The organism is Halobacterium sp. NMX12-1 (assembly GCF_040435975.1).
GTDB classification, from domain to species: Archaea; Halobacteriota; Halobacteria; order Halobacteriales; family Halobacteriaceae; genus Halobacterium; species Halobacterium hubeiense.
This window is the reverse complement of the sequence record NZ_CP159204.1, coordinates 1,884,208-1,898,238: the sequence shown is the minus strand read 5'-3', so window position 1 is coordinate 1,898,238 and position 14,031 is coordinate 1,884,208. Positions and strand designations below refer to the sequence as shown.

At 69.3% G+C, this 14,031-nt stretch carries 15 protein-coding genes; 7 read left to right on the top strand and 8 right to left on the bottom strand.

The annotated features are described in order from the left end of the window. Nucleotides 1–101 precede the first annotated feature (101 nt). Nucleotides 102–1,502, bottom strand: a complete 1,401-nt coding sequence (locus ABSL23_RS11655) for a deoxyribodipyrimidine photo-lyase (protein ID WP_353633849.1) — start codon at nucleotides 1,500–1,502, stop codon at nucleotides 102–104. Nucleotides 1,503–1,618: 116 nt separating this feature from the next. Between ABSL23_RS11655 and ABSL23_RS11650 the strand changes: the two genes are divergently transcribed. After that, nucleotides 1,619–2,266 carry a hypothetical protein gene (locus tag ABSL23_RS11650; RefSeq protein ID WP_353633848.1) on the top strand — a complete coding sequence of 216 codons (648 nt, stop codon included), beginning with the start codon at nucleotides 1,619–1,621 and terminating at the stop codon, nucleotides 2,264–2,266. Here the strand turns inward: ABSL23_RS11650 and ABSL23_RS11645 are convergent. Continuing rightward, on the bottom strand, nucleotides 2,263–2,712 hold the full coding sequence (locus ABSL23_RS11645) for a PaaI family thioesterase (protein ID WP_353633847.1): 450 nt from the start codon (nucleotides 2,710–2,712) through the stop codon (nucleotides 2,263–2,265). The genes ABSL23_RS11650 and ABSL23_RS11645 overlap by 4 nt on opposite strands. Before the next feature lie 99 nt (nucleotides 2,713–2,811). On the opposite strand from ABSL23_RS11645, the gene ABSL23_RS11640 reads away from it, so the two are divergent. The 3 genes from ABSL23_RS11640 (at nucleotide 2,812) to ABSL23_RS11630 (ending at nucleotide 5,868) form a co-directional block, all read left to right on the top strand. Further along, nucleotides 2,812–4,368: a long-chain fatty acid--CoA ligase gene (locus ABSL23_RS11640; protein WP_353633846.1), complete on the top strand. Its 1,557-nt coding sequence runs from the start codon at nucleotides 2,812–2,814 to the stop codon at nucleotides 4,366–4,368. A 70-nt stretch (nucleotides 4,369–4,438) separates the two neighbouring features. Further along, a complete protein-coding gene (locus tag ABSL23_RS11635; RefSeq protein ID WP_353633845.1) occupies nucleotides 4,439–5,440 on the top strand; it encodes a TIGR04024 family LLM class F420-dependent oxidoreductase in 1,002 nt (333 codons plus the stop codon). A gap of 62 nt (nucleotides 5,441–5,502) precedes the next feature. Beyond that, nucleotides 5,503–5,868 carry a hypothetical protein gene (locus ABSL23_RS11630; protein ID WP_059056764.1) on the top strand — a complete coding sequence of 122 codons (366 nt, stop codon included), beginning with the start codon at nucleotides 5,503–5,505 and terminating at the stop codon, nucleotides 5,866–5,868. On the opposite strand, the gene ABSL23_RS11625 is transcribed toward ABSL23_RS11630, so the two are convergent. Together ABSL23_RS11625 and folP are read right to left on the bottom strand one after the other, a co-directional pair. Continuing rightward, on the bottom strand, nucleotides 5,869–6,546 hold the full coding sequence (locus ABSL23_RS11625; RefSeq protein WP_059056763.1) for a 6-hydroxymethylpterin diphosphokinase MptE-like protein: 678 nt from the start codon (nucleotides 6,544–6,546) through the stop codon (nucleotides 5,869–5,871). Between the two features lie 131 nt (nucleotides 6,547–6,677). Next, nucleotides 6,678–7,790 (bottom strand): dihydropteroate synthase, encoded by a 1,113-nt coding sequence (gene folP / locus ABSL23_RS11620; RefSeq protein WP_059056762.1) that lies wholly within the window; start codon nucleotides 7,788–7,790, stop codon nucleotides 6,678–6,680. A 116-nt stretch (nucleotides 7,791–7,906) separates the two neighbouring features. On the opposite strand from folP, the gene ABSL23_RS11615 reads away from it, so the two are divergent. After that, entirely contained in the window at nucleotides 7,907–8,464 is a 558-nt protein-coding gene (locus ABSL23_RS11615; protein ID WP_059056761.1) for a hypothetical protein, read from the top strand. After that, a complete protein-coding gene (locus ABSL23_RS11610; protein WP_059056760.1) occupies nucleotides 8,457–9,173 on the top strand; it encodes an RNA methyltransferase in 717 nt (238 codons plus the stop codon). The genes ABSL23_RS11615 and ABSL23_RS11610 overlap by 8 nt, the downstream gene beginning before the upstream one ends. Before the next feature lie 6 nt (nucleotides 9,174–9,179). Here ABSL23_RS11610 and ABSL23_RS11605 read toward each other — a convergent pair whose 3' ends face one another. The 3 genes from ABSL23_RS11605 to ABSL23_RS11595 form a co-directional block, all read right to left on the bottom strand. Beyond that, entirely contained in the window at nucleotides 9,180–9,866 is a 687-nt protein-coding gene (locus tag ABSL23_RS11605) for a hypothetical protein (RefSeq protein ID WP_353633844.1), read from the bottom strand. 202 nt (nucleotides 9,867–10,068) lie between these two features. Then, on the bottom strand, nucleotides 10,069–10,521 hold the full coding sequence (locus tag ABSL23_RS11600; protein ID WP_059056758.1) for a MaoC family dehydratase: 453 nt from the start codon (nucleotides 10,519–10,521) through the stop codon (nucleotides 10,069–10,071). Between the two features lie 49 nt (nucleotides 10,522–10,570). Further along, nucleotides 10,571–11,503, bottom strand: a complete 933-nt coding sequence (locus ABSL23_RS11595; protein ID WP_059056757.1) for a DMT family transporter — start codon at nucleotides 11,501–11,503, stop codon at nucleotides 10,571–10,573. 169 nt (nucleotides 11,504–11,672) lie between these two features. On the opposite strand from ABSL23_RS11595, the gene ABSL23_RS11590 reads away from it, so the two are divergent. Continuing rightward, nucleotides 11,673–12,158, top strand: a complete 486-nt coding sequence (locus ABSL23_RS11590; RefSeq protein ID WP_059056756.1) for an Lrp/AsnC family transcriptional regulator — start codon at nucleotides 11,673–11,675, stop codon at nucleotides 12,156–12,158. On the opposite strand, the gene gatE is transcribed toward ABSL23_RS11590, so the two are convergent. Continuing rightward, on the bottom strand, nucleotides 12,159–14,027 hold the full coding sequence (gatE, locus tag ABSL23_RS11585; RefSeq protein ID WP_059056755.1) for a Glu-tRNA(Gln) amidotransferase subunit GatE: 1,869 nt from the start codon (nucleotides 14,025–14,027) through the stop codon (nucleotides 12,159–12,161). Between the last annotated feature and the right edge of the window lie 4 nt (nucleotides 14,028–14,031).

Sequence of the window (14,031 nt, the reverse complement as noted above, 5' to 3'; positions counted from 1 at the left end):
CGACGAGCGTTCGCAACCAACAGCAAGCTAAGGCCTGTCCCTGTACTGACTTGGCGTTTCACCGCTTTCACCGAACAGAGAACCCGTACTACCGACGACGCTCAGTCGTCGCCGCGCGCCCGCTCGAACATCGAAATCGCCTGCTCGCGGCGCTCGCCGTGGTCCACAATCGGGTCCGGGTAGTCGGGCGCCAGCGCCGCGCGCTCGTCGGCGTCTAACTCCGGCCACGCGTGAATCTTCTCTGCGGGCACGTCGCGTAGCTCGGGGACGTACTCGGTGATGTACTCGGCGTCCGGGTCGTAGCGCTCGCCCTGCGTCGTGGGGTTGAAGATGCGGAAGTACGGCTGGGCGTCCGTGCCCGTGGAGGCCGCCCACTGCCAGCCGCCGTTGTCGTTGGCGGTGTCGTGGTCGACGAGGTGCTCGCGGAAGTGGTCGTAGCCCTCGCGCCAGTCCTGCAGCAAGTCCTTCGTGAGGAACGACGCGACGATCATCCGCACGCGGTTGTGCATATACGCCTCCTCGCGGAGTTGCCGCATCCCCGCGTCGACGATTGGGTAGCCGGTCTCCCCGCGCTTCCACGCCGCCAGTTCGGCGTCGTCCTCGCGCCACTCGATTGGCTGCTCGTACTCCTTGTAGTTCTGTGAGACGACGCCGGGGTTGAAGTACAGTACTTGCGCGTAGAACTCCCGCCACGCGAGTTGCCCCTGGTACTCCTCGACGCTCGCGCGCTCCTCGTCGTTGTCCGCCTCGGCCATCGCGTCCTCCGTTCGCTCGTACAGTTCGCGGACGCCGATGGTTCCGAACTTGAGGTCCTGGGAGAGGCGAGACGTCGCCGCTTCCGCGGGGTAGTCGCGGGCCTCCTCGTAGCGGAAGACGGCGTCCTCGCAGAAGTCTTCCAAGCGCTCGCGGGCCGCTTCGGTGCCCGCGTCCGGCAGTGCTGCGTCGGGCTCCGCGAATCCGAGGTCCGCTAATGTCGGCAACTCTTCGCCGGAGACGTCCGCGAAGTCGCCAGCCGACGGCTCGGGGACGGGGTCGGGTTTCTCGCGGTCGCGCCACTTCTTCCAGAAGTACGTGTACACGGAGTAGGGGTCGCCGGCGTTCGTCCGGATTTCGCCGGGCTCGTGGAAGACGGCGTCGTGATACTGCTCGTGAGCGACGCCCGCGTCACCGAGCGCGGCGCGGACGGCCTCGTCGCGCTCTCTGGCGAGCCCCGAGTAGTCGTGGTTCCAGACCACGCGCTCGGCATCGTACTCGTCGGTGAGGGCGGGCAACACCGCCGACGGGTCGCCGCGACGCACGAGGAGGTCGCTGCCGAGGTCGCGGTAGCGCTCGCGGAGGTCGGCCAGCGCGTCGAGCATGAACGCCACGCGCGGCGGGCTCGCGTGAGCGAGAATCTCGTCGTCGAAGCAGAACACGGGGACGACCTCGCCCGCGTCGGCGGCCGCGGCCAGCCCGCGGTTGTCGGCCGTGCGGAGGTCCCGGCGGTGCCAGAACAGCTGCATGACCCGAGTTTCGGCGTCGCGCTCCCTCAAAGTAGGGGTCTCGATGCCGAGCCGCGTCGGTCCCGACCCACCTAAATTTCGGAACGCCTTTGGCGCGTGCGTTGACAGATCCCGGCGTGGACCCCGAGAGATTGTCGCGGCTCTGTGGCGCGCTCTTGGCTCCGCTGGGCGCGATTCTGGCCGTGCTGGGCCTGCTTTCCGGTGACGCGACCACAATCGCGCTCGGCGTCGCAGCCGTGGTCGGTGGCGCCGGAGTCTACTGGGCTACCGGGTGGTTCTGGGACTGGTACTGGGACCTGCTCGACGGAGTCCAGAGTGGCGACATCCAACTCACGACGACCCTTCGCGTGGTCCTGCTCGTCGCGTTCGTCCCCGTCGGGAGCGGCCTGTTCGCCGCGTTCTGGTGGCTCGCGTCGTTCTTTGGCGTCGTGACCGACGGCGCGCTGGCCGGTGACCTGATTTCGAGGGCCACCGTCGCGGGCGGCGTCGTCGGCGCGGCGTTCGGTGGCGGGTCCTTCGTGGCCACGTGGATGTTGCGGTCCCAAGACGGGACGCTGGACGTCACGAAGGGGTCTCGCGGCTTCCGGTTGCTGTACGCGCTCAGCGTCTGTCCGCTCGTCGGGTACTGGGTCCTCCTGTTCGTCCACCCGCCGTCCGCTGTCGCGCTCGCCGTGGGGTACCTCGTGAGCTTCGTGGCCGGTGCCGGCGTCCTCATCGTCCGAACGTCGGAACTCTGCCTGCGGTCGGGTCGTCGGAGCCGCTAGGCGTCTCGGAACACCCGGAACGACCCGCGGCCGACCGCGACTTCCACGCGCTCGCCGTCCTCGTTCTCGCAGGTGACCGTGACTTCCGCGACGCCGACCGTGGAGCCGACCCGAATCACGTCCGCCTCGGCCACGAGGTCGCCGCGCGCGGGCCGGAGGTACGAGACGTTCAGGTCGATGGTGGCGACGCCCGCGGTGACCGGTTCGTCGAGGGTCGTGCGGACGGCGAGCCCGCCCGCGGTGTCGATGATGGTGGCGGCGATGCCGCCGTGGACGTTCCCCTCGCCCGCGCCGTGGTTGGTGAGCTTCTCGTCGTAGGGGATGCGCAGGGCCATCTCGCCGTCCGCGACGCGCTCCACGGAGAGGTCCAGAAACGAGAGGAAGCCGTGGTCGTCGACGTACGACTGGATGAACGCCTGCACGTCCTCGGCGTCGAAGGCTGTCATGCGTTCGGATGTGCGGCCACCCGGCAAAAGGCCACCGAGTCGCCGCGACTTCGCCAACACCAGAATTATTGATGATGGACGTCATTTGCCGCAGTAGCCGTGACGAATCTAGTTCGACACATCGAGGACGTCGTCGACGAGCAGCCGGAGCGACCCGCGGTCGTCTACGAGGACACCGAGCTGTCCTACGGGGAGTTCTGGGCGCAGACCGGGCAGTTCGCCGCCGCGCTCCGCGAGAGCGGCGTCGAGGCCGGCGACGTCGTCGGCATCTACCTCCCGAACCTCCCGCAGTTCGTCGTCGCCTTCCACGGCGCGCTGCGCGCGGGGTGTGCGGTCGTGCCGATGAACCCCCAGTACAAGAGCCGCGAAATCCGCCACCTGCTCTCTGACTCCGGCGCGGAGACGGTCGTCGCGCTCGCCGACGTCGTGCCGTTCGTCGAGCAGGTACGCGACGACACGGACGTCGAGCGCGTCGTCACCGTCGGCGGAGACGCCGACACTGGCACGCCGTTCCGAGCGTTCCTGACGGACGGCGACGACAGCGTCGCCGAGCGCGCGGACGACGACCTCGCCGTCCAGCCGTACACCTCCGGCACCACCGGGAAACCGAAGGGCGTCCAGCTCACCCACCATAACCTCGCGTCCAACGCCAAGCAGTCCCAGGACATCGTCGAGGGCGGCGTCCAGCCCTCCGACAGCAAGATCGGCGTGCTGCCGCTGTTCCACATCTACGGGATGACGGTCGCGATGAACGCCGCGCTGTTCTCCGGGGCGTCGTTCTACCCGCTGCCCGCGTGGGACGCCCAGGAGGCGCTGTCGCTCGTCGAGGACGCGGAACTCACGCTGTTCGACGGCGTCCCCGCGATGTACAACGACATCGTGAACCAGCCCAACGCCGAGGAGTTCGACCTCTCCAGCCTGCGCCAGTGCACGGCCGGGGGGTCCGGACTCCCGGTAGAGGTGCTGCGGCGCTTCGAGGAGCTGTTCCCCGTGAAAATCTACGAGGGGTACGGGCTCACGGAGACCAGCCCGGTGACGCACTTCAACACCCCGAAGTGGGGCCGCCGCGTCGGCTCCATCGGGAAACCCCTCGAAGGAATCGACGCCCGCATCGTCACCGAGGAGTTCGAGACGGTGCCGCCAATCGACCGCGGGCCGGTCGACGAGGACGACGCCGACATGGACGACATCACGGGCGAACTGGTCGTCTCCGGCCCGAACGTGATGAAGGGGTACTCGGGCCTGCCGGAGGCCAACGAGGAGGCGTTCACCGAGGCCGACGGGAAGCGGTGGTTCCACACGGGCGACCTCGGCTACCACGACGAGGACGGCTACTTCTACGTCGCGGACCGCAAGAAGCACATGATCAACACCGCGGGCTACAACGTCTACCCCCGCGAAATCGAGGAGCTGCTGTTCGAGCACGACGCGATTGCGGACGCCGCGGTCGTCGGCATCCCGGACGAGCGCCGCGGCGAGACGGTGAAGGCGTTCGTCGTGAAGGCGCCGGACGCCGACGTGACCGCCGACGAAATCAAGCAGTACTGCCTGGAGCGCCTCGCCGAGTACAAGCACCCCCGCGAAATCGAGTTCGTCGAGGAGCTCCCGCGCACGACCACCGGGAAGGTCCAGAAGTTCGAACTCGTCGAGGAGTAGGCCGGCCAACCCGCCGCGGGTTGTCGGGAGTTGACGCAATTTTATGCGGTGCTGTGCCGAACCTGTTGGCGTGACTCGCCGCACCGTCCACCTGCCGGTCGCCGCACAGGACTCCCTCGACGACGTCGTCGGCATCGGGGAGCGCGCCGAACGACTGGGCTACGACCGCGTGTGGTTCCCGGAGACGTGGGGGCGGGACGCCGTCACCACGCTCGCCGCACTCGCCGACCGCACCGACACCATCGGCGTCGGGACGAGCATCGTGAACACCTACTCGCGCAGCGCCGCGCTCCTCGGGCAGACCGCCGCCACGCTCCAGGAGCACTCCGGCGGCCGGTTCCGCCTCGGCCTCGGCCCGAGCGGTCCCGCGGTCATCGAGGGGTGGCACGGCGAGGACTTCGGGAACCCCTTGAAGCGCACCCGCGAGTACGTCGAGGTGGTCCGGCAGGTGCTCTCGGGCGAGCAGGTCGATTACGACGGCGACGTCGTCCAGACGCGGGGCTTCCGACTTCGACAGGGAGCGCCCGAGCCCGCGCCCGAAATCGACGTCACGGGCATGGGGCCGAAGGCGGTCGAACTCGCGGGCCGGTTCGCGGACGGCTGGCACGCGCTGATGTTCACGCAGGCGGGCTTCGAGGAGCGCTACGCGGACCTCCAGCGCGGCGCGGACCTCGGCGACCGCGACGTCGAGGACGTCCAGACGACGTTCGTGCTGCCGTGCTGTGCGCTCGACGACGGCGAGCGCGCCCGCGACCTCGCCCGCCAGCACCTCGCGTTCTACGTCGGCGGCATGGGGACGTTCTACCGGGACGCGCTCGCCCGGCAGGGCCACGAGGACGCCGCCGAGACCATCCACGGCGCGTGGCAGGACGGCGACCAGGAGCGCGCGGTCGCCGCCGTCTCCGACGACTTGCTGGACACGCTGGCGGCCGCCGGCACGCCCGCGCAGGTCCGGGAGCGCGTCGCCGACTTCGCGGCCGTCGAGGGCATCGACGCCATCGCCGTCTCGTTCCCGCGGGCCGCCGACCGCGCGGTCATCGACGAGACGCTGGCGGTCGTCGCCCCCGAGTGAGAGACTTCGACCGTTCTTTGAGCTATCCGGCGTTCTTTACGTGTCGTCCGTCAGGGTGGCGTATGGACAGTCGAGGCAAGCGAGTCCTGTTGGCCGCCGCCGTCGCCGCGCTCGCGGCGACCGCGGGCTGTAGCGCGCTCGGGTTCGGGAGTTCGGCGACGACGACGCTCCTCGTCGTCAACGACGACGAGACGAGCCACGACGTGACCGTCAAGGTGCTGAACGACGGCGCCGCGGTCTACAGCGAGAACGCGACGGTCGGCGCCGAGACCGACGCGGAGCTGCCGGCGTTCGAGGGCAGCGGCACGTACACCGTCGCCGTCACGGTCGATGGGGAGACGACCGAGCAGTCCTACGAGTTCACCGGCGACGACGACACTGTCTCCGTCGGCGTCGGCAACGACGCCACGGTCACGGTCGGCGGGTAGTCAGGGGAGCGCGTCGATGCCGTCGCGGCGGCCGTCAAGCACGTCGAAGCGCTCGCCGCGCCGGCGTTCGAGCCAGTAGAGGAGGCGTTCCGCCCACGCCAGTTTCTTCGCTTTCTGCTCGCCGACCGCGGGGTCGTCGAAGTCCCAGCCGGGGAAGACGAGTTCGGCGGCGCCGAGGTGGTCCGCGAGGAACGCCGCGCGGTCGCCGTCCGTGAACCCGCCGAAGTCGTACACCGCGTCCGCGGGCTCGGCCTGCGTCGTCGCGAGGACGTGCGCGAGGTCGAACTCGGGGACGTACTCGCGGACGGCGGGCACGTTGTCGCCGTGGGCGTGCGCCGCGACCGGCGTCCCCGCTTCCGTGAGCCGGCGCGCCGTCTCGGGGTTCTTGTCGAGGTCGGTCACCATCAGGTCGGTGTCGATGCCCGCGTCGGCGAGCACGTCAACGGCCGTCGACGCCGCGAACACCACGTCCGCGTCGGCCGCGATCGCGGTCTCGTCGGCCAGCGACGGCGCGCCACCGGCGATGGCGACCCGCTGGCCCGCGCAGTCGAGCCGCGTCAGGTCGAACGGCTCGGCGTACTCAGCGAGTACGTCCCGCGCCCGCTCGTCGGCGCGCCGCTCGAAGCCGAAGTCGGCGAGAATCCGCTCGTAGACCGGCGCCCAGTCGGCGAACTCCATGGGCGTCGCTACGCGGCTGAATAAATGAAAGGATTCCTGGTTCGAGCCGGGACGCCCCGCGAAGTACCCCTACCCAGCGGGGGTCCGGCTTCCAATCCCGGATTTTGGCCCCGCCGGTATAAGCTTTCCCGTTACGTGCGGGTCGCCCACGCCGCGGCGAGCTCCGCGAGGACGCCGTCCCGGGATTCCAACGACCGGGCTGCTGCGCGGAGCACACTGACGGGGGCCGCGACGAACGCCGGGTCACCGCCCGTGACGGTGACGCCCTCGGCCGCCAGCGCCGCGCGCTCGTCGTCGCCGAGCCCGTGGACCTCGTACGCGCGAGCGGCCGCGTCGCCGGCGCCGTCGAGGTCGCCGTCGAGGCGCGCGACGTGGCGCTCGGCCTCCCGCACGGTCGTCACGTCCAGTTCCTCCACGCGGCCGTCGTCGTGGCGGTCGCGGCGGAACTCGTACCCGATGAGGGCGGCGTCCCGCGTCTCCGCGACGTCGTGGGTCCGAATCACGTGCGCGCCGCGCTCGACGGCCATCGACGTCGCCGCCAGCGAGACGGGCAGCGCCTCCTCCGTGGAGCGGCCGGCGACCTCCCGGAGGAAGTTCTTGCGGTTGATGGAGACGAGGATGGGATAGCCGTGCCCGCGGAACTCCCGGAGGCGGTCGAAGGTCTCGCGGTCGTCTTCGAGGGTCTTGGCCTCGCTCCACCCGCCGAACGCCGGGTCCACGATGGTCTTGTCCGTGAAGCCGTTCAGTTCGAGCGCGTCGTAGATGTCGTCCACGTCTTCGACGGCCCCGGGGCGTTCGAGGTCCGGCGGGCTCGCCATCTTCGCGACGGCGACGTCGTGGGCCTCACAGACCGCGGGCATCTCGGGGTCGGCGAACCCGCAGATGTCGTTGACCATGTCGAAGCCCCGCGAGAGCGCCTCGTCGGCGACCTCCGCGTACCGCGTCTCGATGGAGAACACCGCGTCCCCCTCCACGCGCTCGATGGTCTCGACGGCGGTTTCGAGGCGGTCCAGTTCCTGCTCGGCGGAGAGCACGTCGAACTTCTTGTTCGCGGACTCGAGGCCGACGTCGACGATGTCCGCGCCCTCGCCGACGAGCGCCTCGTCGACGTACGCGGCCGCCTCGTCGGGGTCGTCGAAGACGCTGGGGTCGTACGGCGATTCCTTCGAGACGTTCAACACGCCCATGATGCGGGGCGGGTGGTCGTCTCCGATCGGGAGGCCGGCGGCGTCGACCGTCTGCATGCCTCGAAGGCGGCGCTGGCCCCTCAAAGGCGAATCGGTTCCGGGGACGCCGGCCGCCTCCCGCGGGACGGGAGCCTTCACGCGACTTTTGTACGTCGGCCGCGTACGCGCCGCCAATGAGCAAGGTGAGCATCGGCTTCCGGGGGTGGCGCTTCGAGGAGGACGACGTCTTCGACGAGCGCGGCGACTACCGGGACTTCGACGAGATGCCCGACGACGCCAGCGCGCGCCTGCGCCGACTGCCGGCGCTGATGGACCGACCCTGCGACGCCTGCTATCTGCTCCACGGCGACGACGACACCTCACGGAACACGCCCGCCGCCGTCTACGGCGAGCCCCGCGCGGAAGTGCTTTTGTGCGCCGAACACGAGGTCGACTTCTACTACTGGTTCCTCGAGGACGGCGGTGAGCAGTACCGCGGCACCGAACAGTTACAGGAGGCGTTCCGGGAGTGGTTCGCTGACGGCGGGCGCGCGCCCGACTGGTACGACGGCCCCGAGCACGTCGCCACCGACCCCGAGGAGACGCCGAACCCGGACATCCCGGACCCCGAGATTCACAACGTCGAGTTGCCCGAGGACGAGCAGGCCGGCATCGACCTCCGGCCGGAGATGGAGGGCGCCGACGACCTCGACTTGGACCTGGACGCCGACTACCCCACGAGCGATGAGTAAGCCAGCCGTCGCCGTCGTGGACGCCAAGACCTCGGGGAACGTCGGCACCATCGCGCGAGCGATGAAGAACTTCGGCTTCGAGGAGCTGCTGCTCGTGGACCCGCCGTACCTCGGCCGGGACTCGGAAGCCTACGGGTTCGCGGGGCAGGCCCGCGAGGACGTGCTCCCCAACGCCCGCGAGCTCTCCTTCGACGACCTCGTCTCGGAGTTCCACACGGTCGGGTTCACCGCCATCACGAACGAGGACGCCACCAAGCACGTGCGCTTCCCGTTCCGCACGCCCGCCGAGCTATCGGCGAGCCTCGCGGACGTGGAGGCGGACACCGCGCTGGTGTTCGGCCGGGAGCGCGTCGGCCTGACGAACGACGAGCTCGCGCGAATCGACGAGGTGGCGTCGATTCCCGCCTCCCACGACTACCCCGTGATGAACCTCGGGCAGGCCGCCACCGTCGCGCTGTACGAGCTCCGCGACCTCGCGATGAACGAGACCCAGCTGCCCGACGTCGAGCGCCACCGCGCCGAGGAGGAGTCAATCGAGCGCTTCTACGACCACGCCGAGGCGTTCCTCGCGGAGATAGACTACCCCGAGGAGAAACGCGACAAGGCGATGCGGATGCTCCGCCGGATGGTCGGCCGCACCCACCCGACGGGTCGGGAAATCAACACCGTGCTCGGGCTGTTGCGCCGCGCCGAGAACCAGATGGAGTAGCGGTCGTCACTCCTCGGGCAGCCACGACGGCCGCTCGACGGTCGCGTTCCCGAACTCGGAGAGGTCGTACGTGGTCCGTCGCGTGAAGCCGTCGTTGCCTCGCGTGACGTTGTACGCCGCGATGTAGCCCGTCTCGCTGACAGTGACGTAGCCGCTCGCGCCGGTCGCGGGCGCGAAGTCACGGTTGGCGATGCCGGTCACGTTGTACCGGACCGCCGGCACTCCTTCGACGGTGACGATTTCGGTGGCTGCGAGTCCGAGGTCGAGGAGCGGCCGGTCCAGTCGCTCGACGTCCGCGACGCCGGCTGTCGTCCAGTTCTCGTCCGGTCGGAGAGTCACCTCCTCGGTCTCGGGGTCGTACTCGAAGACGCCGTTCGGACTGTAGTACGCGTACGTGGTCCCGAACAGCGTGGCCTCCGACCGCACCGAGACGGTGCCCGCCTCCACGTCGACGGTCCTGACTATCGTCCGCGTTGCGTCGTCGTCGGAGGTGACGAACCGAGTTCTCCGCGAGACGTTCTCCACGGTGTCGGAGTGGGTCTGCTGGGGGAGCCCGATATCCGTGATGCCGTCCTGCGACCACCCCGGCGGGTACGAGAAGTTCTCGACGGTCGTCTCGGGCGTCGACGCCTGCTGGCCCGCGGGTGCGAGCCCGGCACAGCCGGCGAGCACGAGGAGGGAAGCCAGTGCCACTGGGAGGGACCACGAAGCGCGGCCGGTCATAGTTGAGAGTCTGGTCCGCTGGGAAAAAAGCTTGTGCGAGTTGGGACGTCCTTTCCCGGTGGGCGATTCTGTACAGCCGAACGCGGAGGCTAGCCTCACCGGACGACGACGTACGACGATTCCAGCCTCCGACTATCTCACCTATTGTGGCTATTCCCCGCTGTTCGCGCCATCACTCGCTGTTCCGGCACTCGTACATCACGGTCGGTCGCATCTCCAGTTTGACCTCGCCGTCCTGGTTGGTGACGGTGTGGTTCAGCGTGACGAGGCCGCGGCTGGGGTCGCTCTCCGAGCGCCGCGTCTCCAGCACCTCCACGCGGACGGACAGCGAGTCGCCGGGCACGGTCGGGTTCGGCCAGCGGAGCTTTTCGATGCCGAGCGCGCCGAGCGCGGCGGCCTCGCTGAAGTGGCCGTCGACGACGAGCCGCATCGCCATCGACGCGGTGTGCCAGCCGGAGGCCGCGAGGTCGCCGAAGTGCGACTCCTCGCGGGCGCGCTCGGGCTGCGTGTGGAACCACTGGGGGTCGTAGCGCTCGGCGAACTCCACGATTTCGGCCTCGGTGACGTCGTAGGAGCCGAACTCCAGGACGTCGCCCTCGTCGAGGTCTTCGAAGTAGACGGTCACGTCGGGGGAGTTCGAAATGGACCGCGTTAGCTGTTGGGGACGCGGCCGGCTAGTGGGAGCGGACGGCGTCGGCGGTGGTGACGACGGCCTCGAAGATGACGTCGCGTTCGAGCAGCGCGAAACCGAGGAAGATGGCCGCGAAGCCCGCCAGCGCCTGCGAATCGACGACCTGCCCGAGCAGCGCCCACGCCATCAGCGCGGCGACGACGGGTTCGAGGTAGCCGACGAGGTGCAGTTCCGTGGCGCCGATGCGGTCGAGTAGCTCGAAGTACAGCAGGAAGCCGACGCAGCCCGCGACCAGCGTGAGGTACGCGAGGCTGGCGAGCGCGGGGAGCGTCCACTCGACGCCGGCGAGGGATTCGCCGCGGGCGCCCGCGCCGACCCAGAGGACGCCCGAGCCGAGCAGCATCGCCCACGCTTCCATCGTCTCGACGGGGAGGTCCGTGGAGAGCGGGCGCGCGAGCACGGCGCCGAGCGCGAACGCGACGGCGCCGCCGAACACGAGCGCGACGCCGAGCAAGTCGGTGCCCCCGCCGCCCGGGGAGGCGACGATGACGACGCCCGCGAAGCCGGCGAGCAGGCCCAGTCCCTCCACGAGGTCCACGTCTGCGTCGAGGAGGACAGCGGCGAGGCCGGCGGTGAGTACGGGCGAGAGGCTGACGACGATGGCGGCGACGGCGCCGGAGACGCGGAGCTCCCCGAGGTAGAGGAGGCCGTGGTAGACGGCGATGACGAGGAGGCCGGCGACGCTGACCGCGAGCCACTCCTCGGTGCCGCGGGGCCGCCAGCGGTCGGTGGCGTAGGCGGCGTAGCCGAGGATGATGAGGCCGGCGAGGCTGTACCTGATGGCTGCGAACGAGAGGGCCGGCACGACGTGCAGCCCGATTTCGATGGCCGGGAACGACGTCCCCCAGATGGCGCCGAGCGCGAGGAACATCAGCGCGGCGGGGGAGACGCCCAACCCGGGGCGTTGGTAGCTCATATTTCTACAAACAGCTACGGATATATTAGAGTTTTCTTCAAAGAAGACTGGGTCGGTGGCTCACAACCCAATATAACGGTCGTTCATTGTCGTCTGTGCCAACCGACGCCCGGAGTGGTTGTAGCCGACTCCCACAGCCTTATCCTCGCGCCTGTCGATGCCGACAGGCATGGACGAACGCGACGTACGGCTCCTGAAAGCCATCTCCGACCTCGGCACCAGCAGCCCCGAGGAACTCCACGAGGCCACCGACATCCCCGTTTCCACGATTCACTACCGGCTGAACAACCTCCGCGAGGAGGGCGTCGTCGAGAACGACCTCTACGACCTCGACCTCGACGAACTCGGACTGGGCGTCACCGTCGTCCTCGAAGTCCTCACCTCCTACGAGGGCAGCTACGAGGACGTCGGCGAGAAGATCAGCGGCGTCGAGGGCGTCACGCAGACGTTCTTCACGATGGGCGAGACCGACTTCATGGTGCTGGCGCGGCTCCCGCACTCCGACGACGTCGAGCGGCTCATCTCCGACTTCGAGGCGATTCCGGAGGTCGACCGCACGAACTCCACGTTCGTCATCGCCCGGCAGAAAGACACCGCCCGCCCGCTCCAGAGCTACGAACTGGAGACGCTGCTCGAAGAACTGGCCGACGAGTAGTTACGCGCGCTGCTGAATCTCCTCGCGCAGCACCTCACTGACGAGGTCGCCGTCCGCCTTCCCGCGGAGCGCGCCCATGCACTCGCCCATCAGCCCGGAGAACGCGCCCATCCCCTCTTCCTCGACCTGCTCGCTGTTGCGCTCGACGACCTCCACGACCGCCTCGCGGACCTCGTCCTCGCCCGCGGAGCCGAGCCCCAGTTCCTCGGCAAGCTCGGCGGCTTCCCGGTCGGGCTGTTCGGCCAGCGCCGCCAGCAGTTCCGGCACGCCCTCCTGTGCGAGTTCGCCCTCCGCCACGAGGTCGAGCACGCCGCGGAAGTGGTCGTCGCCGAGGTTCTCGACGGGCACGTCGTCGCGGCGCAGCTCCGTCACGGTTGATTCGAGCGTCTGCGCGGCGAGCGTCGCGTCCACGCCCGCCTCGACGCGCTCCTCGAACAGCGGCCACCGGCGGCCGTACGCCACCTGCTCGGCGAGCCCCGCGTCGAGGCCGTAGTCATCCTGATACCGCTGGACTTTCTCCGTCAGGAGTTCGGGGGTCTCAACCTCCGAAGGGTCGGGGTCGACGGGCGGCACGTCTGTCTCGGGGTACATCCGCGCCGCGCCCGGCAGCGGGCGCAGGTACTCCGAGGTACCGTCGTCGTTCGCGCCCCGGGTCTCCTCCGGGACGCCCTCGATTGCGGTGCGCGCTCGCTCCGCGACCGCGTCGATGGCGCCCGTCGCCACGTCGGGCTCGTCCGCGACGATGGCGACCGCGTCGTCCTCGCCCGCGCCGACTGCCTCGCGGAGCGCCTCGACCTCCGCCTCGGTGACGCCGTACGCCGGCAGTTCGTCCGTGTGGAAGATGCCGCCCGCGCCGTGGCGCTTCGCGTGGTCGGAGAACTCCGTGCCGAGCCGGCGGTCGTCCTGCAGTTCGCGGCCGACTAGCCCGTCGAAGCCGTACAGCGGCACCGCGTGGACGACGCCGTCGGCGTCTAGTGCGCCGCGAATCACGCCCGAGTCGGTATCGGCGAAGACGTCCGTGACGTCCTGCGTGTCGCCGACGCTGGCGTCCCGAGACTGGAGTTCGTCGGCGATGTCCACGAGTTCGACCTGCCGCCGGACCTCCTCGCGCACGAGGTCGTCGATGTCGTCGAGGCTCTGGACGCCCTTCATCTCCACGCGCGCGCCCTCCTCGATGGAGACGTTCACGTCTTGGCGAATCGTCCCGAGCCCGCGCTTGACTTTCCCCGTCGAGCGCAGCAACATTCCGATGCGCTCGGCGGCCTCCCGCGCCTGCTCGGGCGTCGAGATGTCCGGCTTCGTGCCGATTTCCACGAGCGGGATGCCCAGCCGGTCCAGCGAGAACTGCACGCCGCCCTCCCGTTCCTCGACGCGCTGGGCGGACTCCTCTTCGAGCATCAGATCCTCGATGCCGACGCTCCCCTCGCTGGTCTCGATTTCGCCGTCGTGAGCCATCAGCGTCGAGCGCTGGAACCCCGACGTGTTCGACCCGTCGATGACGACCTTCCGCATCACGTGCGCGCGGTCGACCGGGTCCATGTCCAGCAGCTGCGTGATTTCCAGCGCCGTCGCGAGGGCTTCCTCGTCGAGGCGGTGGGGCGGCTCGTCGTCCTCCTCGACGAGACACGTCGTGTCGTACGCGAGGTATTCGAACTCCCGTTCGACCTTGCTCTCCTCGAGGGCGGCCTCGTCGATTTCGCCCAATTCGGAGCGCGTCGGGTGGAGGTAGCGCGTGAACGTCCGCTCGGCCTCCTCGGGCTCGCGGAGCTCCGTCGGGCACTCGCAGAACAGCTTCGTCGCCGTGTCCAATTGCTGGTGGATTTCCAGCCCGGCGACGAGCCCCAGCTCGTCGTAGTCGAACTCGGTCATTACG